Raw genomic sequence first — 21,678 nt, 5'->3', positions numbered from 1 at the left:
AATGAAAAAACATCAGGGTTTTACATTAATCGAATTAATAATTTCGTTAGCCTTAGGTCTCATAATTACTGCTGCTGCAATATTATTATTTTTGTCTAGTCAAAAAAGTTTATCTATGCAGATAGGTGTTTCTGATGTGCAAGATAATGCAAATTTTGGCCTTAACTATTTAACTCAAGATATTCGCCTTGCAAACTTAAATAATCCAAAAGCGGTTATTGATGATCAAACTGCTTATGGTGGTATTGTCTTAACTTCTGCAATTAATTCAGCTAAAGATGCGGCTAACGAGCCTCTTAGTAATCTTTATAAAACTATTGTTGGTGTAACTGCTAATCCTAATCTACTTTCTCGTAGTCAGGGGGATAGTGTTGGTAGTGGTAATGCTTGGACTGGAGCATCAAACGTCCAAAGTAATGGAAGTGATATTGCTAGTGACCAACTCGTTATTCAATATATACCGCAATATACAATTGATACTAAAGGTACCGCAACTCAAGCTGATGATGAATATATAGGCGGTACAGATTGTGAAGGAAATAATCTGAATTTTCCTCTTGCTAGTGGCCGTCAAGTCATAGTCCAACGATATTTTTTACGTAAAGACGATAAAAATAATAGTGATGAACCTAATCAACCTTTAGCACTTGCTTGTGATGCTGGCTATTACCCTCTAACAGGGAGCCCAACTGCTATAACTCGTTATGGGGATGCAGGTGAAATTATAATGAAACGTGTGGATTATTTTCGGGTTTTACTGAATGTCCAAGGAAATTCTGGGCGACGTTATATTTCAATACATGATTATTTAAGTTTGACTGCTCCTCGTCCACGTATTGTTTCAGTTCAAATCGGATTATTAACACGTTCATTGCAACCAGTCGGTGCAGAAGTCGCAATTAAAGATGACCAACAATTTTCAGTATTGGACCAAACGATTACAGTAAAAAAGCCTACGAATTCGACAAAAAAATATGTGCGTCAAGTGATATCACAAACCATTACCTTGCGTAATGTAATTGGGGAGCGTGGGAAATGAAACTGAAGCAGGGTGGCTCAGCGTTAATTGTTGTACTCATTTTCTTAGTTGCAATTATGATTATTGGCACAATAGCCATTCGTAAAGGTTTGATTAATTTAAATATAGCGACGAATAGCCAAGTGCAGCAATTGATATTGCAAAATTCAGACGCTTCTTTCTTTCAAATAGAGAATCCAACTAACTTAATTCAGAGTTTAAGTGCAACAGGTCTTTTCGGTTATATCAGCAATGCAAATGACAAAAATAAGGAATTAGTCTTTTGTTATCGCGGAGATCAAAGTGACTTTTTTAATATTGGACGTGCCAGCTTAATGCAGTGGATAGACGGAAATAGTGCACCTACTAATAATGCATTAGGTACAGATGGTTATTGCGATGCAGTCGATACAACCAATAACTGGTTTACCAGTGGTCGTAGGGCAGTTATGACTCAGGTCGCAGTTAAATTTTCGACTGTTGGGGAGGATGACCCATTTTATGCTCGAACTCGTGGTCTTGATGAAAAAGAAGGACAAGTCCAAGAAGCTAAACGAGTCAAAGTATTTGCTGTGTCATTAATGCCAAGTTTAAGTAGTGTTAGTCATGCTGATATTAACAAGTGTCTACAACAACACATGAGTGAAGTGACACTTCCAGATGGAACGGCAGTGCCAGATGTCACTAATAAATCCGACTTAGATAATCCTTTAAGGTCAGTATCAGAGTGTTTAACAAGCTTAAATGTTCCATTTACCACCAATGTCACTGAATACACTATTGCACAAGATTTTTAATTAATTGGGGAAAATAATAATGGATAAGAAAGACTTAAAGTTTTCATATCATCCAAAGCTTTTAACAAGTGCGGTAGCTGCTTTATGTACTGGGTTAGTAGCGAGTAGCGTGAGTCAGGCTAGTGATATTGATATTTATCAAAAAGCAAAAGCTGGTGATATTACTTTAATGTTTGTATTGGATATTTCAGGCTCTATGGGATATCCGCAACTTCAAAATGATGCTAGTGCCTGTGATATCCCCAGTAATGTTGTGCAGACGGGTTATAACAATGTGTTGTCGAGTAATGGAATTGCAGAATATAAGCGTTATTATTGTACTGCAACTGCTCCAACTTACTATTATATGAAGTCGGGGACATCTTGGTATAGTTGTGGTAATTCGAGTTCGCAAAGTGATTGTACAACTAAGTTAAAGAGTGCACCTTCTACTAGTGGTTTGACCTCAATGTCTTCAAATTATAGTACTTATTACTATAAGGCTGGTCCGAATACTCAATATCCTGATCGTATTACTCGTGTAAAAGATGGCATGATTGATCTGCTTAACGGTAATACTAGTAAAGGAATCTTACCTGTTTCTGATGATAAATTAATTGGTCTGACGACTTTCTCCCGTCCAACGCAATTTAATACTGCTGGTGAGCCGACTGCTGCAGACAATTTAACGGGGCAGGTCCGTATTCCAGCTCGACGTTTAGATGCAGTTGTAAATGGTAAAACTCAAAGAAGAATACTAATAGAAGAAATTGCAAAACTTGGTGCCAGAGGTGGTACTCCGACAGCTAATGCTTATGCAGAGGCAGCGGCTTCTTTAATGGGTACCACCACTCAAGGACTAAGTAATAGTGGTTTTAACTATGCTGGTACAGGTGCAACCAGTGGAGGGAGCTATGTACGTCCCGATAGTATTACTAAACAAATGACAGGGAGTACTACACAGTGTAGTGGTCAAGGTATTTATGTTTTAACTGATGGTGATCCAAATGGAAACTCTTCAGCATCAGGATTAATGAAGAAAGCTTTAAGTGGTAAAACATTTGCTTGTACGGATAGCGATACAGGCTGGAATTGTATTCAACAGTTTTCACAATTTTTACTAAACAATGGCAGTAACCCTGTTGGTTTAAAGATTAAGACTGCTGTTGTTGGCTTTGGAAGTGATTTTAATATTATTCCATCTTTTAATAGGTCACTTTCTCTAGCTGACAACTTGGCAAATATTAACAACTCTACTGCATCAGCAAATCAAAAAGAAGCTGCGAAATGGGGTGTTAATGCAAGTGGTGGTTGGTATTCTGGTTCAAGCTCTCAAGACGTTGTAAATAGTGTAAATGCATTTCTTGGAGATTTAGGTTCGGAGATTCCAGCAGTAACCACAGGTTCACCTACCATTCCTAAAGATAGTCTTAACCCTGCTGTATTACAAAAACAGGCTTATTTCCCTCAGTTCCAACCGACTCCAGATAAAAACTATCAACTTTGGGCGGGTAATCTCAAAAAATATGCAGTAGTTAATGGTATTTTAAAAGATCGTGATAATAGTACTTTAATTAGTACAGCAACTGCTACAAAGGGACAAATACTTCCAAATCGTGACTTTTGGGCATATACCGATAATGACAGTACAAATGATAATTCTGATTCCAATACGCCTGGGAGTAATAGCTACACTCTAAAAGGAGGAGCGTGGTCACAGTTACTCCTAACAATGAATCAAACAACACAAGAGAATCGTAATCTTTTGACGAATCGAAGTGCAGACGGTTCAACCACAACAACTCTAAGACAAATTAAAAAATCCGATTTAACAGATGCGACGTACCAAACTGATGGGAAACGCGGTTATTTAATGGCGTTGCTTGGGTATCCAATGACTGTGACTCAAGCAAAGGATCCTGATCATTTAGTTCTTAATGCTACTCCGTCCACTTCTTTAAGACAGATTGGTGCGTTAATGCATTCCTCACCACTATTAATTACCAATAGTGGTCAAATTACGTATACAAATGGCGTAATTGATACTCAAAATCGTGAAGACTATGTCTTATTTGGCACAACACAGGGGCTTTTACATATAGTTAAGGCTGGTAAAAATGATAGTACTTCTGTGGATAGTAATGGCGGAAAAGAAGTATTCACCTTTGTACCAAATGAAATGATCGAGAAACAACCCGAAGCATTTTTGAAAAACGATGCCATGAATGGAGGGGTCGATCAATTATATTATGGTATTGATGGACCTTGGGCTAGTTATACTCAGTATGTATTAGATGGTAGTCGAAAAGGACTCACTGTCGGTAAAGGCTATGGTTCTCAAGAAGGGAAGCAGATCGTGTATGGCGGTTTGCGAATGGGAGGGCGTAGTTATTATGCACTCAATTTGCAAGATATGAGTAATCCAAAGTTACTGTTCCAAATATCTCCTGATGAACAGAAAACCTATTATAACGGTACAACTACTACTTATGCTGCATTAAGTAATATGGGCCAAAGTTGGTCTAAGCCGAGTATTGGCTGGGTAAATTGGAAGAAAAGCGATGGTAAAACTACTGAACGTAAACGAGTAATGTTTGTTGGCGGTGGTTATGATGAAGGCTATGAAAGTGATACCTATAACCCGAGCATTAGCCAAGGTGCAGGTGTATATATGTTTGACGCTGATAACGGTAAGCTCCTTTGGTGGGCTAGTGCTAAAGCGACTACAGCTCAAGGTGCCGAAGCTTATACTCAATCCAATAATTTAAAATATAGCGTAGTAAGTGAAATTCGTACCGAAGATCGAAATGGTGATGGTTTGATTGATCATCTTTATTTTGGTGATTTAGGTGGTCAACTATTCCGTATAGATTTAGATAACACTGCGGCAACAAATGCAAACTTTGCTAAGCCTCCACAATTATTATTGAATTTAAATAATGGTGCTGCTAGTCCACGTTTTTATGAAATGCCTGCATTTTCAGTGTATGACTATAATGGCACAACGTTTGCCGTTGTTTCTATTGGTAGTGGTAATCGTAGTAAACCCTTAGCTCAGTATGCCTCGGGCCAAGGTTATAATTATGATGCGGTATATAATATTTACGATAAAGATGTAGCAGATAGAAATTTATATAAAGCTGATTTTGTATATCAAACTCCAATCACAAATACTAATCAATTGGGGGAAATTACTAATTCAAATTGGAATACATATGATAATGGTGCAATCGCTTTACTTTCTGCTACCCGTGGATGGTTCTATCAATTTAAGTCGACCAATATTCAAGATGCTAAAGTGTTTTCAACACCAATCGTATTAAATCATCGTATGTTTGTTTCTACTTTTGATGGTGGAAAAGCAGGTATGTCTGGAGATTGTGGAGCAGGAGTAAAAGGCGAAAGCTTTTTAAATCAGTTCTGTATGCCTTTTGGACAATGTAGCCAATCTACTCTAGCAGCTGAAAATGTTAGTGTTCAGTGTGCGCCTGGTACAAGTTGTTCACAAGGGGCGGGTATTCAAGATACTACTGTTGTAGATGATGGTGGTAGCGGCGGCGGCGGCGGCGGCGGCGGCGGTGGCGGTGGCGGTGGCGGTGGCGGCGGTGACGGTAATGGAAGTACTAATAATAAGAACTATTGTGTAAATATGGGTAACCGTGGTGTCACCACTATCGGCGGTATTATTGCCTCTAGTAGTAGCAAAATGTGTTTAATACCACAGCGCTGGTATGTCCGTTAGGAAGGGATAGGTGATGAAACGTAAGTTCACGTATTCTTTGGGCTTCACTCTTATTGAGCTAATGGTTGTGGTCGTGATTGTTGCTATTTTTGCGGCAGTAGCAATCCCTTCATATCAGGCCTACGTTTTGCGTGCTGATGCTTCGCGTGCACAACAGCAAATGCAACAAATAGCAGTACAACTTGCTCGTCAAAAAGCTAGAAATTTTAATTACAAAGGCTTTTCTATGGGTGCTACATCACCTGTAAATTTGCCTATGGGAGCGACTGGTAGTGCTATTAAATATAAAATAACGGTACGCGATGGTGACGATACAACGAAACCTTTAACAGATCCTACGGCTTTAGGGCAAAACTGGGTGATTCGAGCAGAGGCTTCCGATCCTTATAATTTTACTTATTTGTTTGGTAGTAACGGATTACGTTGTAAAAATAAAGCCACTAGCAATGTTACTTATATAACTTGTGGCACTGGAGCTGAGACATGGTAAATAAAATAAAGGGTTTTACCTTAATTGAGTTAATGATTGCTGTAGCAATTATTGCGATTATAGTAGCGATAGCTTACCCTTCTTACCAAGAATATATCCGCCGTACCAAGCGTGTGGAAATGCAAGCTACGCTGCAACAGCTTTCCATGCAGATTCAGCGTTATAAAATAGCTAATTTAAGAGTTAGTGGAGCAACCGCTTCAGCCTTAGGTGTCCGATCATCTTATCCTATACAAGGCACAGCTCTTTATACAGTAAATTTGACTCCAGTGACGGCAGGGGCTTTAAATGCTGAAACATGGATATTGACTGCGACGCCGATTGCAAATACTCCACAATCTGGAGATGGGCATATCGTCTTAAATTATCGGGGTGAGCGTTGTTGGACAAAGGGAACCGATATTAACAATGGTACAGCTTGCGTACCTTCTGCAACTTCGAATTGGGATGGCAAATAAATTTAAATTCAAAACTGCGGATAACTCAAAATTTAATCTTTCTTTCAGGGTGAAAATCACGTAGAATGTCGCCCTCTATGAAAGGGGTTTGAAGTGTTGCCGATGGTCGGCGCAGGGATAATCCGTAAGAATTATAAGGCTTTTATCATGGTTGTTATTCGTTTAGCACGTGGCGGCGCAAAAAAACGTCCATTCTATCAAATCGTTGTGACTGATAGCCGCAATGCACGTGATGGTCGTTTCATCGAGCGTATCGGTTTCTTTAACCCAACTGCACAAGGTCAAGCAGAAAAACTTCGTTTAGATGCAGACCGTTTTGCTCACTGGGTTTCTCAAGGTGCTCAACCTTCTGAACGTGTTGCTTCTTTAGCTGCTCAAGCTAAAAAAGCTACTGCATAATTTTTTGTAGTAGGTAGCCCATGACACCAACACAGAATGTTCCCGAAGATCGTATTCAGATTGGACAGTTACGTTCAGCTTATGGATTGAATGGGTGGCTCTGGGTGTATTCCAATACAGAACCTATGAGCAACATGTTTGACTACTTGCCTTGGTACATTGAGACCAAGGCCGGTTGGCAAACAATAGATGTAAAACGTTGGAAACCACATGGCAAAGGCCTAGTTGTCGCTTTGAAAGGTGTAAGTGATCGCACTGGTGCGGAGAGCTTGGTTGGCGCTAATATCTGGATTGCTAAATCTCAACTGCCAAAAGCAGATGTAGATGAGTACTACTGGTCAGATTTAAAAGGCTTAACAGTGTTAGGACTTGATGATGATGAACAGGAAGTTAACTTAGGGCAAATTCATGAGTTGTTTGAAACTGGAGCTAATGATGTGATGGTTGTACGTGCTACACCAGACAGCATTGATTCAGAAGAACGCATGATTCCTTGGCATAAAGATGTGGTACAACGCGTTGATCTTGAAGCTGGTCGCATTTACGTCAATTGGGGCGTAGATTATTAATCCTTTTTAGAGGATTAACGCAGCAGGAAAATAGAGGAGTCTGCGGTGTTTTTTGCAGTCATTACGCTTTTTCCTGAAATGTTTGAAGCGATTACAGCCTACGGGATTAGCGGGCGCGCAGCAAAACGTGACATTGTGCAAGTAACTTGTATTAATCCACGTGATTTTGCTGAAGGGAGTTACCGAAGAGTGGATGAACGTCCATTTGGTGGTGGTCCTGGTATGGTAATGATGGCTGAGCCGCTGGCAAAAGCAATTAAGCATGCCAAACAACTTGCTTCGCAAGCAGGGTGTGTTCATGTACCTGTGGTGTATATGTCTCCACAAGGCAAGACTTTAAATGAACAGGCAGTACAGCAGTTTGTTGATTATGACGGCTTAATTGTATTGTGTGGGCGTTATGAAGGCGTCGATGAACGTTTAATCCAGCATTATGTTGATCAGGAATGGTCAATTGGGGATTATGTTTTATCTGGCGGTGAACTACCTGCCATGGTATTGCTTGATAGTATTATTCGCCGTTTACCGAATGTAATGTCAGATGAGCAATCAGCGATACAGGATTCTTTTGTAGATGGTCTTCTAGATTGTCCACAATATACTAAGCCAGACCAGTTTGAAGGGTTGGATGTTCCTGAAATTTTAAAATCAGGGCACCATGCCAATATTGAAAAATGGCGCTTTTTGCAGCGATATCAACGGACTTTAGAACGCCGACCAGAGTTGGTAGAAAAAGTAGAGTTGACTAAGCAGCAGAAGAAATGGCTAAAAGATATATAAGAGAATGGTGGTAATTCTTAACCGTTATTCTCAGGAACGAAAGTTCTACAATAAGACGAGAAGCAATGCTTCGAGTTAGAAGCATAAATCTATTTTTACTTTATAGATTTATGTGTACTTAAGGCTCTTTACGATTGTCGTAAAGGGAAAGTTAAACGGGTTGATATGCGCTTTAGCCTCTATCCCCAGCGGAAAATCAGACCTCTTCTGACTCCGCACATATGGAGATTCCCACAATGAGTGGTAAACATCCTTTAGTTCAAGCTGTTGAAAATGCACAGTTAAAAACTGACCTTCCTGAATTTGCTCCTGGTGATACAGTAGTTGTTCAAGTTAAAGTAAAAGAAGGTGACCGTGAACGTCTTCAGGCATTTGAAGGCGTTGTAATCGCTAAGAAAAACCGTGGTTTGAACTCTGCGTTCACAGTACGTAAAATTTCTAGCGGTGTTGGTGTTGAGCGTGTATTCCAAACTCACTCACCAGTTGTTGCTAAAATCGAAGTGAAACGTCGTGGTGACGTTCGTCGTGCTAAACTTTACTACCTCCGTGACTTGTCTGGTAAAGCTGCACGTATTCGTGAAAAATTACCAGCTCGTAAAGCGTAAGCTTATACCGAGTAAAAAAATGCGCCTTTCGGCGCATTTTTTTGTTTAAAAATTATAGTCCTTGAAGTTTTAAACGGTTAGCATGTTGGCGGTAAACCGACACAGGATCTGCTGCAAAAATAGAACGTATCCCCATAATTTGATTAACTTCATCTAAATGATTCCAGTTGTAATCATCGCGGATAGTTTTACCAAATTTAGCGCTACATCTAGAAACTAGTCCATCATTATCCCCAAATGGGTCGACAACCAGGCTGCTTCCCGTTAATGCAATATCAAAAGGATCTAATGGATTGGTCAGTGCCTTATTGCCAGAGAAGGAATACATATAAATGCCTTTCTCTTGATAAGCACCTTCACCACAAGAAGTGGTAGGAACACCCATTGGGAACTGAGCATTAAATTTTGCAGAACCTTGCGTAGATAAGCTGTGAGCACCAGCTAAAGAGTCATGGGGATAACTGGTTGGGTCTAGGCCTTCTGCCCAAGTAATCGCTGCTGAAAACCAGTTTACTAATGTTGCCAGTCCAGATAGAGGAGTACCCTCAACGTTCAGGATGACATCTGCCATTGGAGATCCTTTGTGAGGTGCTCCGATAGTAGTAAGTGAAGCAACTTTCTCTGGCATGATACCAGCGACATAGCGAACCGTTGGTCCCCCGTGGCTATGTCCGATCAAGTTGACTTTAGGCTTTCCGGTAATAGCAATAATTTCTTCTACTTGTTGGGCAAGTTGTTCTCCGCGAACTTCGGTTGAGTTAAACGGTGAAACCCTTGTTGCCCAGACATTTCCTCCGTTACGAGCAAGGTCAGGAAGAATCTGATACCAATAATCGAGACCAAGCGTATCTGTCCCAACTCTGCTAAAACCGGCCATACCATGGTTAAAAACTAATGGGTATTTGGTTTGGGCATAATTCGAATAGACAAATGAGCTTTTTACTTGCTCGGCATTTGTGGCATGGGTTGCTGAAACACTCAGTCCTGAGAGCATTGCAGCACAGAAAAATATTAAGTTCCTTTTCATTTTTTACTCACTATTTTTATTTTGTATGAGCAGCAGCTTTTACTGCTGGATAAGGTTCGGCTAACTTCAAAATAGAAAAGCCTAGTAGTTAAATGGTAATTCACCTCCTTGATCATGGACTTTTTCAAAAGTTTGAAGACGAAGTTGTTCCTGTGATGAGTTAAATTGTTGTTGGCGGAGTTGTTGAATTGCTTGATTTTTAGCACTATCGCTCATATTGCTATGTAGGACTTCATCACGCTGATTTAAGTAGCCTGTAACTCGCTGTTGCCAAGCATTACGCTGTGTATCTAAAGTTTCTAATCTTTGTGTTGCCTCGGCTCCAACGAGAGCTGTACGCATTTGTCGAAGTTCCTCTGCTGAGCCATTACGCGCTTTAATTTGTTTAGTCAGGGTATGCAAATCATCAAGTTTTGATAGTTCTTGTAGGTTTTGTTGCCAATCTTGTGGTAATTGCTCAAAGCGTTCTTTAAGTTTTTTAGCTTTTTCAATTTCGCTTAAAGATGAATCTTCTAAAATTTTCATACGATCTAACGTGTAGTTCTGATAGATATCTTCTGTTGAAAAGAGTCCTTCGATTTCAGAGATAGAGAAGTAACGTTTTCTGATATCTTGAATTGAACTGAAGATCTTTTGAAAATAACTTTGATCTTGCTGTTTAGATTGAGACGGTTGAATTTGTGCAAGTTGTTCGCGGTATTTTAAATAACGGGTCCACAAGTCAATAATCTGTGAACGGGCTGGTTCTAAATACTGATCTTGTATAAATTTATCAAAATGAGTTTTAATCTGTTGTAAATTGGATTCCCCATACTGCGTAATAAAATATTCAAAGCAGTCCCGAGTTTGGCTATTTACAACTAAATGTTGAGAGCTATCAATTTTTAACTGGCAGTTAACTTGGGTATCTTGCTGACTTTGGCTTAAATAAGCATTTCCACTTAACGATGACTTTGAAGTGGTTTGAGGAGTAGATGCTAAGCTTTTTGCCTCATCCTGATTGAGTCGAGATGAAGTATTTTTTGAGTCTGGGCTTAGCCAATATACACATGCAATGAGGCTCAAAATAAAAAATCCGAGCACACACCACCATATCTTTTTCTGCATCCTTTGCATAAAGATATCTTCCTAAAGTTTTAATTTGTTGTTTTTTTACTCGATTATTAATGTGCCATAAAATAAGTGAAAAGGCACCTAAATATTGTGAAAATATCTTGTCGAATTTGCTAACATGTCGGCACTTTTCTCTAGCTTTGTGTTCCAGTAAAAATGACGACAAAAAATCAAAAAATTTCTCGTCGCCATATCAGTGGTGTATTTCTATTAAATAAACCATTAGGGCTTAGTTCAAACGCCGCTTTGCAAAAAGTGCGTTGGCTGTATCGTGCCCAAAAGGCGGGTCATACTGGCGCATTAGATCCATTAGCGACCGGTTTACTTCCTATTTGTTTGGGAGAGGCGACCAAGTTTTCACATTATTTGCTGGACTCAACAAAGCGTTATCAAACGACTGTTCGATTGGGACAAACGACAACAACTGGTGATGTAGAAGGCGATATTTTACAAGAACGTTCTGTTCCTGTTCTTAGCCAAGAGCTTATTGAGCAAACTCTAGAAAAATTTAGAGGTGATATTCAACAAGTTCCACCGATGTATTCGGCATTAAAAAAAGAGGGTAAGCCATTATATGAGCTTGCCAGGAAAGGGATAGAGATTGAACGTGAAGCGCGTCCAGTTACGATTTATGCTTTAGAGCTTATTGAGTTTACCGAAAATAGTATCACTCTGGATGTAACCTGTTCTAAAGGAACATATATTCGTGTGTTAGGTGAAGATATTGGTGAAGCTCTTGGCTGTGGTGGTCATTTAACCATGCTTCACCGTATTCAAACTGGGCATTTTGAATTAATCCCAAGTTACACCATTGAATATTTAGAAAGCTTAACGGAAGAGCAAAGAGAAGCTTTGTTACTACCAGTGTATGCGCCAATTGACCATTTCTTAAAAATACAGGTTCCCGAAGGACGGGAAAAATATTTTTGCAATGGTTTAGAAAGCAATATTGATCATTCTGCAGAAGCAGAAGTTTTGGTTTTTTCGGGTGAGCGCTGTTTAGGTTTGGCTGAGATTACTGATAAAAAACGGTTGGTACCTAAGCGTATCTTAAATTTGTAGTAGATGTAGAGTATAGAGCATGGGCATGGAATGGGATGTTATCCTTAGTTTGATCTTTTTTGCGTTTACTGCGGGAGCAATTGATGCTGCTGTTGGTGGCGGTGGACTCATCCAGATTCCCGGTATCATGAGCACTTTTCCAACCATGCAGACTGCTACGGTGATTGGTACAAATAAGGTCTCATCCATTTTTGGTACTGCATCGGCTGCTTATACCTTTGCAAAAAGAGTGAAGTTGCAGTGGAAGCTTTTAGCTGTCATTGCCATTTGTGCTTTGATTAGCTCATTTGCTGGTGCAGCCTGTTTATCGCTTATTCCTCAATCTGTATTACGTCCTTTTGTGTTTGTAATGCTGATCGTAATTGCCATCTATACCTTGGTTAAAAAGAACTTTGGACAAGTTCATACTGAGCAAAAAATTACTACGAAAATGCTAGTTTTAGCAGGTATTGGTAGTTTGGCGATTGGTTTCTACGACGGTATTTTTGGACCGGGTACTGGAAGCTTCTTTATCTTTTTCTTTATCCGCTTCTTGCAAGTCGACTTTTTACATGCTTCAGCATTGTCAAAAATCGGTAACTTCATGACTAACCTTGCAGCGTTGAGTTTTCTTATTCCGACTGGTCACGCTATTTTGCATATTGGTTTAATGATGGCGGCTGCAAACGTTATAGGCTCTATTGTTGGGGTGCGTACTGCGCTCAAATACGGTAGTGGTTTTGTGCGTATTATCTTTTTAATTTTAGTGAGTATTTTGATTTGCCGTTTAGGTTATCAAATTTTTGTGACGGGCTAAATTAACTTTAAAAGTATGAGCTGATTCTCGCGGACAGTTCATACTTTTTATGTATCATCTAAAATTAGAAATATAAAAATCATTACAGAAATTTACTAGAAAGAAAACTGTGTAAAAAATAGTCTCATTTTAAGCTACGTAAACAATATAAATTTCAACGTATCATAAACCTTGAAATAAAAAAGATTTTTTAGCTAAAAAATGAGGAAGAGAATGAATATTTTCGAAGCATTAAGAGAAAGCCATGAAAATCAACGAAACCTTTCTGAACAATTAATCCAGACACATGGTTTAACCGAAGAACGAAAAGAATTATTTGATGCATTAAAAAATGAACTTTATGCCCATTCAGTTGCCGAAGATCGTTATTTATATATTCCTTTGATGTTTGATGATGTCGGTTTAGATATCACTCGCCATGCCTTAGCTGAACACCATGAAATGGATGAGTTGGTGGAGCAGCTCGAAAAAACCGATATGAGCAGCCCGAGCTGGTTAGCAACCGCCAAACAGTTAAGTGAGAAAGTTCATCACCATTTAAAAGAAGAAGAGCATAAGTTTTTTCAACAAGCTGGAAAAATTCTTAAAGACAGCGAAAAAGAGACACTCGGCAATAAATATTTAAAGGAATATAAAAAGTATAAAAAGCCGCAGTAAAGTAAACCTATGCAGCTTTTTTAGTACTTCTTAAAGTAACCCCAATAGAGGCTAACATTACGCAAGCTAAAGCCACCCATTGCAGCATGCTGATTTCTTCGTGAAGTAATAAGAAACCCGTTAATGCTGCTAATGCTGGTGCCAAACTCGTTAGAGTACCGTAAGTTAATTTATTGAGTTGTTTGAGTGCCATTAAGTCGAGGGCATACGGTATGGCTGTGGCTAAAACAGCAATAAGTAAGGCTTTACCCCAGTACTGTGTTTCAAGTAATGCAGGAGCATTATGCCAAATTCCAATTGGCAATAAGGCAAGTGCAGATACACCGATCCCGATTGTTAAGGCGTGCATCCCTATATTTTGAGTCACAACTTTTTGCCCAAAATAAATATAGAAGGCCCAACACAGACCTGCACCTAGTGCACAGGCTGCCCCAACATAGGAAAAGTGATGCTGTGCTGAATCTTGCCAAGGTACCATCAGGGCAATACCTAACATAGCAAGTGCTACCCAAATATAGTCACTTTTTTGTTTAATAGACAGTAGAGCTAGACCTAATGGACCAATGAACTCTAAGCCTACGGCAATCCCTTGAGGTAATTTACCAAGAGACGTATAAAACAAAATATTCATTATCCCTAAAGATGCACAATACATTAATAAATCGCGCCATTTTAAATAGGGTAATCGAGACCAAATTTTCCACGAACGAAACATGACAGCAACAATAACAGTCGCAAAACTTAATCTTAAAATAGTAACGGTAAGTGGGTCTAAAGCTGCGATAAGCTGTTTGGCAAATGAAGCACTGATTTGATATGAAACCATCGACAAAATCATATACAGCACAGCAATAATTGGAAGATTTTGCATGGAAATACCTTAGCGCTTCATTTGATATTTAAAAAAATAATAGTAGTCAATTATAGCCAATACTACGTTTCAGCCAGCAGATTTTATAGCGTTAACCAGCTGTTTTTTCACGTTGTTGGCGGGCTTTTTGGGTGGTTATGGTACAACCGATAGAAGCGGTAATAATGGTTGCAAGTGCCAACCATTGGTTCCATAACAGATATTCCCCTAGGAAAATAAAACCAGAAAGTGCCGCAACTGCGGGTTCTAGGCTCATCAATGTTCCAAAACTTAAAGGGGTTAAACTGCGTAGTGCTAACATTTCTAAAGAAAAGGGAAGTGCACTGGCCAAAATGGCTAAGCCAATAAAATATAAAAGATAGGGAAGTTCTATAACTTGAGCAATCGAACCTGAAAAAAAGGTAATAGGTAATAAGATGCATGCACCTACTGTCATACCTAAACAGACAGTATGATTGCCTGAAATACCGGAAGGTTTTTGTCCGGCAATAATATAAAGCGCCCAACATGCACCCGCACTCATTGCAAATAGAACCCCAACCCAGTCCAGACCATGAGCCTGATTAAAAGGAAATAATAAAATGAGTCCAAGAATCGCAAAAGTGACCCAGACAAAATCATATTTTTGGCGTGCGTGGTACAGTGCCACACTTAAGGGACCAATAAATTCAAAGGCGACTGCAATACCAATAGGCAAACGTTCAAGAGATAAATAGAAAAGGGCATTCATGCCTGCAAGAGCAAAGCCATAAGCCAAAATCGCTTTCCATCGAACCTGATTAAAATTAATTCGCCAAATTTTAAAAATTAAAGCCAGAATACATGCTCCAATACATAAACGCATTGCAGACACTGTCAAAACGGGAAAGCTCTCAAACAAAACTTTAGCTAAAGATGCGCTACTTTGAACGCTTAACATGGCAAGAATAAGAAAACCCAAAGCATGTAGTTGAGATTTCTGGCTTAAAGTGGACATTTTATTATTAGATCAATTGGTATACTTTTCACATGATAATGTAAATGCCCATAAAAAAGCCACAGACATCGCTGTGGCTTTTAAATTCACAGTTCGTATTAGAACAATACGCGCACGCGAATTGTACCTTCAACTTCATGCAACATATCTAAAGCTTCGTGAGAAGCAGAAGCGTCAACGTCCATTACAAGGTAACCGATGTCACCTTTAGTCATGAGTGACTGACCAGAAATGTTGATGCCTTGTTCAGCAAACAAGTTGTTGATTTTAGACAATACACCCGGTACGTTTTTGTGGATGTGTAATAAACGGTGTTGACCAGCAGTTAATGGTAACGCGATTTCTGGGAAGTTTACCGCAGAAAGCGTCATACCCTTGTCAGAGTAAGCAACGAATTTCTCTGCTACTTCTAAACCGATGTTTGCTTGCGCTTCCATAGTTGAACCACCAACGTGAGGCGTTAAAATCACGTTGTCTAAACCGCGAAGTGGAGATTGGAATTCTTCACCATTTGCTTTTGGTTCTTTCGGGAATACGTCAACCGCTGCACCAGCAATATGACCAGACTTGATTGCATCAGCTAAATCTTCAATCACCACACATGTACCACGTGCAGCATTTAAGAAGATCGCGCCTTCTTTCATTTTCGCAAATTGTTCTTTAGTGAAGAAGTTACGTGTAGACGGAACATCTGGCACATGCAACGTTACAACATCTGCAGTTGCTAAAAGTTCATCTAAAGAACCAACTTGGCGAGCATTACCCATTGGTAACTTAGTTACTGCATCATAATAAATAACATGCATACCCATGCTTTCAGCAAGAACTGAAAGTTGAGAACCGATGGAACCGTAACCCACAATACCTAAAGTTTTGCCACGAGTTTCGAAAGAACCCACAGCAGATTTGTCCCAACCACCACGATGACAAGCCGCCGATTTTTCAGGAACACGGCGAAGAAGAAGAATTGTTTCAGCAAGTACAAGCTCTGCAACCGAACGCGTATTTGAATACGGTGCGTTGAATACAGGAATACCACGTGCCATAGCTGCTTTAAGATCAACTTGGTTTGTTCCGATACAGAAACAACCTACTGCGATCAATTTGTTTGCAGCTTCGAAAACTTCTTCAGTCAATTGGGTACGCGAACGAATACCAATAAAGTGAGCATCTTTAATTGCTTCTTTAAGCGCTTCGCCTTCAAGAGCAGTTTTACGATAGTCAATATTGGTGTAACCCGCAGCGTTTAAAGTATCGACTGCGTTTTGGTGAACGCCTTCTAACAAAAGGAAACGGATTTTATCTTTAGGTAGTGAAAGATGTTGGCTCATTACGGCTCCGCTACAAAGGCCAAATTTGGTGGCGGTATAATAACATATTGGGCGGTGCTATAGATATTTCGTTTATACCATCGCCTTATGGCAATTTTAGCTATGTCTAATCACTTCTATTTATGGCTTGTCGAGTGTTTCAAAATATGCTTGGCGGATTAATAAAGTATGTTTTTATCTGAAAGCCTTATAAAAACGCATTTATTCGCGTTAAACATGTTTTGTATTGACAGTATCTCTAATCTGAACTTTATCGCTTGTGCGGATACATGTAGAATATAGGAGTTCCTTGAACATTATGGCTTTGCTCAGGTGAAAACCTTGAAAATATGAAGTCATAGTCCCATCATAGTTTACTTCTTGCTAGGTCTGCAAACGATGAATGCTCCAGTCGCTTTAACACCTGAGTTACTCACCCAATTAACAGCAATCGTCGGTGAAAACCGTATTAAAACTGATGCTGATAGTCTCGAAAACTGGGGTAAAGATCATACCAAGCATTTTAATCCGAACCCATCGGTCATCGTTTTCCCATCGACCACTGAACAAGTTCAAGCTGTTGTGAAGCTTGCGAACCAGTTTAATGTTGCGATTACACCATCTGGTGGTCGTACTGGTCTCTCTGCAGGTGCGGTAGCAACCAATGGTGAAATTGTCATTAGCATGGACAAAATGAACCAGATTCTTGAGTTCTTCCCAGCAGACCGTATGGTACGTGTTCAAGCTGGTGTTGTGACTGAACAATTGCAGAATTATGCAGAAGAACAAGGTATGTATTACCCAGTGGACTTTGCATCAGCAGGTTCTAGCCAAATAGGCGGTAATATCGGTACCAACGCTGGCGGTATTAAAGTCATTAAATACGGCATGACACGTAACTGGGTACTTGGCTTAACCGTAGTGACTGGTAAGGGTGATATTTTACGTTTAAACAAAGGCATGGTTAAAAATGCCACTGGTTATGCGCTACAGCATTTATTTATTGGTGGTGAAGGTACTTTAGGTTTAGTAACTGAAGCAGAAATTAAACTTGAGCGTCAACCACAAAACTTACAAGTTTTAGTTTTAGGTGTTCCTGATTTTGATGCAGTGATGCCTGTATTACATGCGTTCCAAAAAGATATCGACTTAACAGCATTTGAGTTCTTTGGTGAACTTGCAATGCAAAAAGTCTTAAACAATGGTCATGTACAACGTCCATTTGAAACTGAATGTCCATTCTATGTATTGCTTGAGTTTGAAGCGCCATACGAGCCGATTATCGACAAAGCAATGGAAATCTTCGAGCATTGTATGGAACAAGGTTGGGTACTTGATGGCGTGATGAGCCAGAGCCTTGACCAAGTAGAAAGCTTATGGCGTTTACGCGAAGATATTTCTGAATCAATCGCGCCGTTCACTCCATATAAAAATGATATTTCTGTATTAATTACTCATGTACCTGCATTTATTCGTGAGATTGACGCGATTGTTCAAGAGAACTATCCTGACTTTGAAATTTGCTGGTTCGGTCATATCGGCGACGGTAACTTACACTTAAATATTTTAAAACCTGAAAACTTAACCAAAGATGAGTTTTTTGCGAAGTGTCAGGTGGTGAATAAATATGTGTTTGATACCGTGAAAAAATACGATGGTTCAATTTCTGCTGAGCATGGCGTAGGTATGACTAAAAAGCCATATTTGGAATATTCACGTTCACCTGAAGAAATTGAATATATGAAAGCTTTGAAAAAAGTATTTGACCCGAAAGGTATTATGAATCCGGGTAAATTATTTGATCTTTAATGCTTGATTGAATAAAAGAATCTCTGTTAAAAGCGTATCGAAAGATGCGCTTTTTTATTAAAAGCTCTATTCCTTGTACGCTTTCCAACCCGTCAGAATATGATAAATCAACGGTAAAAGACTAAGAGCAAAAAAGAAACAAAGTCCAATGGCCCACACAGGTAAATCCCTTGGATTACCTAAAAAGAAATAGGCAAAAATAGAATAAGACAACATCGAAAACATCGCCATTGTTCCAAGTGGAAGCGTGACTTTAAAAATTAACGTGCTAGCAAATGTTTTGTAGGGTTCCATGTCGCGCTTTAGACTATAGGCAATAATCATGAGCAACACATAACCTAAAATAAACAGCATAAATAAAGCGGCTGCAAACAATAGAATTGTTCGCCAGCTCTTTTCTTGTGCGGTGTGATCACCTGATTCATAAACAACAGTAATATGTTCACCAACTATAGGTACATCACCAGAGCGAACTGAATTATCTAAAGTTAGAGTTCTGTTTTGATTATCTTTAAATTGAACCTGAGCAGTATGCATGAGTATTTTAGTTTTATATTTACGCCCATTTGAGTCGGTACGTTCAGTATCTACCCATTCAGAAGTATAACTCACTACAGTTGCATCGTAAGTTGGTTTGGTTACTAAGCCGTAGACTGCTTGAGAAACCCAATAAGTAAATGGGAAAAATAAAGCACTAATACTAAAAACCACGGCAAATAAATAAGCAAATTCAAACTTACTACTTTTACGATTTTTAGCTAAACGCTTGACCCAAAACTTGGTGAGTACAAATGACCAAATCATCAAAACTGCAACGACCACCAAGAAAACTTGCCCCGCATACGTCAGTTGCATAATGATCCTATTTGTTATGTGTAATAGAAATTAATTTTATCAAACGATTGTCGTTAAAGTTGAGTGAGTAAGAACAATTATTTGATCTGTAAAAGAGTAGCTATCCTTAGAACTACATAGTTTCTACAGAGTAACCAACAAAGGCATAGCATCATAAAGCTATGCCTTTTGTTTTTGGTGATAAAGATGCAACGCTTACTTTTGATTCCAGCGCTTTGTGCTGGACTTATCACTGGTTGTGCAACAACGAGTAAATTAATTCCTTTTGTGGGTTCGGAAACCCCGATGCAACAAGTACTTAAAGCTCAACCTGAGATTGTAAAAGAGCATAACAATACGTCAGTTCAGCAAGTATTTAACCGTGTAGAATCTCCAACGGTTTCCCGTATTACTGTTATACAAACCGGTTTAATGGATGATTCTGTCGCTGCAATTCGAACAGAATATTCATTTAAATTGGTTGATGAAAAGTGGCAATTGCAAAATAAGCAAAAGAGCTACCAATGTGCGCGAGGAAAAGGTTCTAGAGGTTTCCAAACGCAGCTTTGCTCTTAAAAATAAAAAAGACGATAAATGTATCGTCTTTTTTAATGACCTAAATTATACGCCGCTTTCTAAAATTTTAATTTTGACATCAACGACATCGTCTTTAACTGCTGCATGATGCGCTTGCATATGCGGTGTAGCTAAATGAGCTTCAAGATGAGCCACACTTTCCCATTTTTCTAGCATGACAATCGTGTCAGGCTCTTGAGTCTGGAAGCTCGCATTTGATTTGTGGTCAACTAAAGGTTCATAACCATGGCAACCATCTTCTGCTAAAACAGTTGGAATGATTTTTTGAAATGCATCCAATACGTTTTGGCGATGCTGTCCACCCGATTGAGTACGAATTTCCGCAATAATGGTAAGCATGGTTTTTCTCCTGATTAAGCTGCTGCAAATACAGTATTTAAGTGTGCTTTATATTCTTCAACATAACTATCAACGTCAGGCATTTTAATCACGTCGTTTACAATAAAAGTTGGAAGCGTGCTCATGCCTAAGAACTGGTTGGCTTTGTGAAATGGTAAATAAACGCCATCTACTCCCACGCCGTGGAAGAATTGATCTGCATCATCAAATGCTTCCATCGGTGCATTCCAAGTGAGTGACAACATATATTTTTTGTCATGAATTAAACCACCTGAGCCATATTTTTTTGAGGCATCAGAGCGGCTACGGCCGTCATTTGCATATAATGAACCGTGACCTGTCGTGAATACATCATCAATATATTTTTTCACAGTCCAAGGTGCACCCATCCACCAACCTGGCATTTGATAAATCACGACATCGGCCCATAAGAATTTTTCTACTTCGGCTTCTGCATTGTAGTCACTATCTGCACGAGTCACTTGAACTTCATGGCCCAGTTCAGTGAGATGGTCGGTTGCCAATGCCGTGAGTGTGTCATTTAATTCACCATTTGAATGGGCAAATTGTTTGGCGCCATTAATCACTAAAATATTGCTCATGAGAGTTACTCTAATTAAATTCCTAAATTGATGCATACTTTAGTGAACTTACTCTTAGAGAAAAATGCAGTAATTGGAAAAATATTATTGATTAAAAGTCACTAATATGAGTTTGATGCATCAGTTTCTTTCTCACTTTAAAGATAAACCTTTTACAAAGTTGAACGGAAAAAATTGTTTCTAGTCTTTAGCATCAAAGTGAAGTTGTGGCGGAGTTGAGTATGAAAAAAATTGGTTTACTCATGATGTGTAATTTGTTGATTCTGAGCGCATGTACACCGAATACAAACCCGCCTACACCCCAAGCCAATAGTCCGATACAAGCAGTTTTGATTGATCAACCAAACCTTTTAAATAATGCGAGTAATTTAAGTATTTCACAGCAAATGAATGCTTTGGATGACGCATCTAATGCACAAGTAACGATTTTGCAGACTGTGCCTAGTGAAGATGCTATATCAGAAACACGTACTGAGTATTTATTAAAAAAAGATCAGACTGTTTGGAAAATCGTGAATAAAAAACAAAGTTATCAATGTACAAAAGGCGAGGAAACAGCAGACTTTCAAGTTAATCCTTGTCCTTAAAGCCTGAATCATTATTCAATATGTGGATAACTTCAAGGTTATTCACAATATAAAAATGAGTGGGTACTAATCAAAATATAGAATTTTAAATGGATGAAACTGTCCGATTGCTGATCAATTTAAAAAGTGATATTGTGTCATCCGGCAATTAAGCCAAATGGTAAAAATTACCGAATCTCACGTCATACATTTTTTCTTGTCTTAGACACCTTGTGAATACGGTGTTTCACATTCTAAACATGCACTCTCACGGCATATAAC

General features: G+C 39.0%; 23 protein-coding genes. 15 read left to right on the top strand and 8 right to left on the bottom strand.

Annotated elements, in window-relative coordinates:
• Position 1 precedes the first annotated feature (1 nt).
• The 9 genes from RMA95_RS05195 (at position 2) to rplS (ending at position 8,837) form a co-directional block, all read left to right on the top strand.
• Entirely contained in the window at positions 2-1,039 is a 1,038-nt protein-coding gene (locus RMA95_RS05195; RefSeq protein WP_311069792.1) for a PilW family protein, read from the top strand.
• Complete coding sequence (locus tag RMA95_RS05190) at positions 1,036-1,815, top strand: pilus assembly PilX N-terminal domain-containing protein (protein WP_311069791.1); 780 nt, start codon at positions 1,036-1,038, stop codon at positions 1,813-1,815. The genes RMA95_RS05195 and RMA95_RS05190 overlap by 4 nt, the downstream gene beginning before the upstream one ends.
• A 19-nt stretch (positions 1,816-1,834) precedes the next feature.
• Positions 1,835-5,536, top strand: coding sequence for a PilC/PilY family type IV pilus protein (locus RMA95_RS05185; RefSeq protein ID WP_311069790.1), 3,702 nt, complete (start codon positions 1,835-1,837; stop codon positions 5,534-5,536).
• 13 nt (positions 5,537-5,549) lie between these two features.
• Entirely contained in the window at positions 5,550-6,026 is a 477-nt protein-coding gene (locus RMA95_RS05180; RefSeq protein ID WP_311069789.1) for a type IV pilin protein, read from the top strand.
• A complete protein-coding gene (locus tag RMA95_RS05175; protein WP_311069788.1) occupies positions 6,020-6,484 on the top strand; it encodes a type IV pilin protein in 465 nt (154 codons plus the stop codon). The genes RMA95_RS05180 and RMA95_RS05175 overlap by 7 nt, the downstream gene beginning before the upstream one ends.
• A 147-nt stretch (positions 6,485-6,631) precedes the next feature.
• On the top strand, positions 6,632-6,883 hold the full coding sequence (gene rpsP, locus RMA95_RS05170; RefSeq protein WP_000260334.1) for a 30S ribosomal protein S16: 252 nt from the start codon (positions 6,632-6,634) through the stop codon (positions 6,881-6,883).
• A gap of 20 nt (positions 6,884-6,903) precedes the next feature.
• The gene (gene rimM, locus RMA95_RS05165; RefSeq protein WP_311069787.1) at positions 6,904-7,452 is read left to right on the top strand and encodes a ribosome maturation factor RimM; all 549 of its coding nucleotides are present in this window, start codon (positions 6,904-6,906) and stop codon (positions 7,450-7,452) included.
• Between the two features lie 45 nt (positions 7,453-7,497).
• Complete coding sequence (trmD, locus tag RMA95_RS05160; protein WP_311069786.1) at positions 7,498-8,232, top strand: tRNA (guanosine(37)-N1)-methyltransferase TrmD; 735 nt, start codon at positions 7,498-7,500, stop codon at positions 8,230-8,232.
• Positions 8,233-8,468: 236 nt separating this feature from the next.
• A complete protein-coding gene (gene rplS, locus RMA95_RS05155; RefSeq protein ID WP_002051668.1) occupies positions 8,469-8,837 on the top strand; it encodes a 50S ribosomal protein L19 in 369 nt (122 codons plus the stop codon).
• Between the two features lie 52 nt (positions 8,838-8,889).
• On the opposite strand, the gene RMA95_RS05150 is transcribed toward rplS, so the two are convergent.
• Together RMA95_RS05150 and RMA95_RS05145 are read right to left on the bottom strand one after the other, a co-directional pair.
• Positions 8,890-9,831: a triacylglycerol lipase gene (locus RMA95_RS05150; protein ID WP_311069816.1), complete on the bottom strand. Its 942-nt coding sequence runs from the start codon at positions 9,829-9,831 to the stop codon at positions 8,890-8,892.
• A 114-nt stretch (positions 9,832-9,945) separates the two neighbouring features.
• Positions 9,946-10,980, bottom strand: coding sequence for a lipase secretion chaperone (locus RMA95_RS05145; RefSeq protein WP_311069785.1), 1,035 nt, complete (start codon positions 10,978-10,980; stop codon positions 9,946-9,948).
• A gap of 153 nt (positions 10,981-11,133) precedes the next feature.
• Here RMA95_RS05145 and truB point away from each other — a divergent pair, with 153 nt between their 5' ends.
• The 3 genes from truB (at position 11,134) to RMA95_RS05130 (ending at position 13,492) form a co-directional block, all read left to right on the top strand.
• Entirely contained in the window at positions 11,134-12,039 is a 906-nt protein-coding gene (gene truB, locus RMA95_RS05140; protein ID WP_263614708.1) for a tRNA pseudouridine(55) synthase TruB, read from the top strand.
• A 19-nt stretch (positions 12,040-12,058) separates the two neighbouring features.
• Entirely contained in the window at positions 12,059-12,835 is a 777-nt protein-coding gene (locus tag RMA95_RS05135) for a TSUP family transporter (RefSeq protein WP_263614707.1), read from the top strand.
• 213 nt (positions 12,836-13,048) lie between these two features.
• The gene (locus RMA95_RS05130) at positions 13,049-13,492 is read left to right on the top strand and encodes a hemerythrin domain-containing protein (RefSeq protein ID WP_263614706.1); all 444 of its coding nucleotides are present in this window, start codon (positions 13,049-13,051) and stop codon (positions 13,490-13,492) included.
• Positions 13,493-13,499: 7 nt separating this feature from the next.
• On the opposite strand, the gene RMA95_RS05125 is transcribed toward RMA95_RS05130, so the two are convergent.
• The 3 genes from RMA95_RS05125 to serA all read right to left on the bottom strand — a co-directional run bounded on the left by RMA95_RS05125 (position 13,500) and on the right by serA (position 16,670).
• Positions 13,500-14,363 (bottom strand): EamA family transporter, encoded by an 864-nt coding sequence (locus RMA95_RS05125; protein WP_311069784.1) that lies wholly within the window; start codon positions 14,361-14,363, stop codon positions 13,500-13,502.
• A 91-nt stretch (positions 14,364-14,454) separates the two neighbouring features.
• Positions 14,455-15,339, bottom strand: coding sequence for an EamA family transporter (locus tag RMA95_RS05120; RefSeq protein WP_311069783.1), 885 nt, complete (start codon positions 15,337-15,339; stop codon positions 14,455-14,457).
• Positions 15,340-15,437: 98 nt separating this feature from the next.
• The gene (gene serA / locus RMA95_RS05115) at positions 15,438-16,670 is read right to left on the bottom strand and encodes a phosphoglycerate dehydrogenase (protein ID WP_004705258.1); all 1,233 of its coding nucleotides are present in this window, start codon (positions 16,668-16,670) and stop codon (positions 15,438-15,440) included.
• Positions 16,671-17,048: 378 nt separating this feature from the next.
• Between serA and RMA95_RS05110 the strand changes: the two genes are divergently transcribed.
• Positions 17,049-18,458 carry an FAD-binding oxidoreductase gene (locus tag RMA95_RS05110; RefSeq protein WP_108679818.1) on the top strand — a complete coding sequence of 470 codons (1,410 nt, stop codon included), beginning with the start codon at positions 17,049-17,051 and terminating at the stop codon, positions 18,456-18,458.
• A 66-nt stretch (positions 18,459-18,524) separates the two neighbouring features.
• On the opposite strand, the gene RMA95_RS05105 is transcribed toward RMA95_RS05110, so the two are convergent.
• Positions 18,525-19,313, bottom strand: coding sequence for a xanthine permease (locus RMA95_RS05105; protein WP_311069782.1), 789 nt, complete (start codon positions 19,311-19,313; stop codon positions 18,525-18,527).
• Between the two features lie 186 nt (positions 19,314-19,499).
• Here RMA95_RS05105 and RMA95_RS05100 point away from each other — a divergent pair, with 186 nt between their 5' ends.
• Entirely contained in the window at positions 19,500-19,868 is a 369-nt protein-coding gene (locus tag RMA95_RS05100; protein WP_311069781.1) for a hypothetical protein, read from the top strand.
• 45 nt (positions 19,869-19,913) lie between these two features.
• Here RMA95_RS05100 and RMA95_RS05095 read toward each other — a convergent pair whose 3' ends face one another.
• Both RMA95_RS05095 and RMA95_RS05090 read right to left on the bottom strand, forming a co-directional pair.
• The gene (locus RMA95_RS05095) at positions 19,914-20,228 is read right to left on the bottom strand and encodes a putative quinol monooxygenase (protein ID WP_016142913.1); all 315 of its coding nucleotides are present in this window, start codon (positions 20,226-20,228) and stop codon (positions 19,914-19,916) included.
• A gap of 14 nt (positions 20,229-20,242) precedes the next feature.
• Entirely contained in the window at positions 20,243-20,830 is a 588-nt protein-coding gene (locus RMA95_RS05090; RefSeq protein ID WP_311069780.1) for an NAD(P)H-dependent oxidoreductase, read from the bottom strand.
• 221 nt (positions 20,831-21,051) lie between these two features.
• Between RMA95_RS05090 and RMA95_RS05085 the strand changes: the two genes are divergently transcribed.
• Positions 21,052-21,417 (top strand): hypothetical protein, encoded by a 366-nt coding sequence (locus RMA95_RS05085; protein ID WP_311069779.1) that lies wholly within the window; start codon positions 21,052-21,054, stop codon positions 21,415-21,417.
• Positions 21,418-21,678: the final 261 nt, after the last annotated feature.

It is taken from the genome of Acinetobacter sp. V110_1 (assembly GCF_031798975.1).
Classification (GTDB): domain Bacteria; phylum Pseudomonadota; class Gammaproteobacteria; order Pseudomonadales; family Moraxellaceae; genus Acinetobacter; species Acinetobacter nosocomialis_A.
This window is presented reverse-complemented; position numbering and strand designations above follow the sequence as displayed.

Excerpts from the sequence above, each read along its gene's own strand:
- RMA95_RS05120 (WP_311069783.1), bottom strand. The coding sequence starts at position 15,339 with ATGTCCACTTTAAGCCAGAAATCTCAACTACATGCTTTGGGTTTTCTT.
- rplS (WP_002051668.1), top strand. The coding sequence starts at position 8,469 with ATGAGTGGTAAACATCCTTTAGTTCAAGCTGTTGAAAATGCACAGTTA.
- RMA95_RS05130 (WP_263614706.1), top strand. The coding sequence starts at position 13,049 with ATGAATATTTTCGAAGCATTAAGAGAAAGCCATGAAAATCAACGAAAC.
- truB (WP_263614708.1), top strand. The coding sequence starts at position 11,134 with ATGACGACAAAAAATCAAAAAATTTCTCGTCGCCATATCAGTGGTGTA.
- RMA95_RS05190 (WP_311069791.1), top strand. The coding sequence starts at position 1,036 with ATGAAACTGAAGCAGGGTGGCTCAGCGTTAATTGTTGTACTCATTTTC.
- RMA95_RS05145 (WP_311069785.1), bottom strand. The coding sequence starts at position 10,980 with ATGCAAAGGATGCAGAAAAAGATATGGTGGTGTGTGCTCGGATTTTTT.
- rimM (WP_311069787.1), top strand. The coding sequence starts at position 6,904 with ATGACACCAACACAGAATGTTCCCGAAGATCGTATTCAGATTGGACAG.
- RMA95_RS05110 (WP_108679818.1), top strand. The coding sequence starts at position 17,049 with ATGAATGCTCCAGTCGCTTTAACACCTGAGTTACTCACCCAATTAACA.
- RMA95_RS05100 (WP_311069781.1), top strand. The coding sequence starts at position 19,500 with ATGCAACGCTTACTTTTGATTCCAGCGCTTTGTGCTGGACTTATCACT.
- RMA95_RS05150 (WP_311069816.1), bottom strand. The coding sequence starts at position 9,831 with ATGCTCTCAGGACTGAGTGTTTCAGCAACCCATGCCACAAATGCCGAG.
- RMA95_RS05105 (WP_311069782.1), bottom strand. The coding sequence starts at position 19,313 with ATGCAACTGACGTATGCGGGGCAAGTTTTCTTGGTGGTCGTTGCAGTT.
- RMA95_RS05095 (WP_016142913.1), bottom strand. The coding sequence starts at position 20,228 with ATGCTTACCATTATTGCGGAAATTCGTACTCAATCGGGTGGACAGCAT.
- RMA95_RS05175 (WP_311069788.1), top strand. The coding sequence starts at position 6,020 with ATGGTAAATAAAATAAAGGGTTTTACCTTAATTGAGTTAATGATTGCT.
- RMA95_RS05195 (WP_311069792.1), top strand. The coding sequence starts at position 2 with ATGAAAAAACATCAGGGTTTTACATTAATCGAATTAATAATTTCGTTA.
- rpsP (WP_000260334.1), top strand. The coding sequence starts at position 6,632 with ATGGTTGTTATTCGTTTAGCACGTGGCGGCGCAAAAAAACGTCCATTC.
- RMA95_RS05090 (WP_311069780.1), bottom strand. The coding sequence starts at position 20,830 with ATGAGCAATATTTTAGTGATTAATGGCGCCAAACAATTTGCCCATTCA.
- RMA95_RS05135 (WP_263614707.1), top strand. The coding sequence starts at position 12,059 with ATGGGCATGGAATGGGATGTTATCCTTAGTTTGATCTTTTTTGCGTTT.
- RMA95_RS05125 (WP_311069784.1), bottom strand. The coding sequence starts at position 14,363 with ATGCAAAATCTTCCAATTATTGCTGTGCTGTATATGATTTTGTCGATG.
- RMA95_RS05180 (WP_311069789.1), top strand. The coding sequence starts at position 5,550 with ATGAAACGTAAGTTCACGTATTCTTTGGGCTTCACTCTTATTGAGCTA.
- RMA95_RS05185 (WP_311069790.1), top strand. The coding sequence starts at position 1,835 with ATGGATAAGAAAGACTTAAAGTTTTCATATCATCCAAAGCTTTTAACA.
- RMA95_RS05085 (WP_311069779.1), top strand. The coding sequence starts at position 21,052 with ATGAAAAAAATTGGTTTACTCATGATGTGTAATTTGTTGATTCTGAGC.
- serA (WP_004705258.1), bottom strand. The coding sequence starts at position 16,670 with ATGAGCCAACATCTTTCACTACCTAAAGATAAAATCCGTTTCCTTTTG.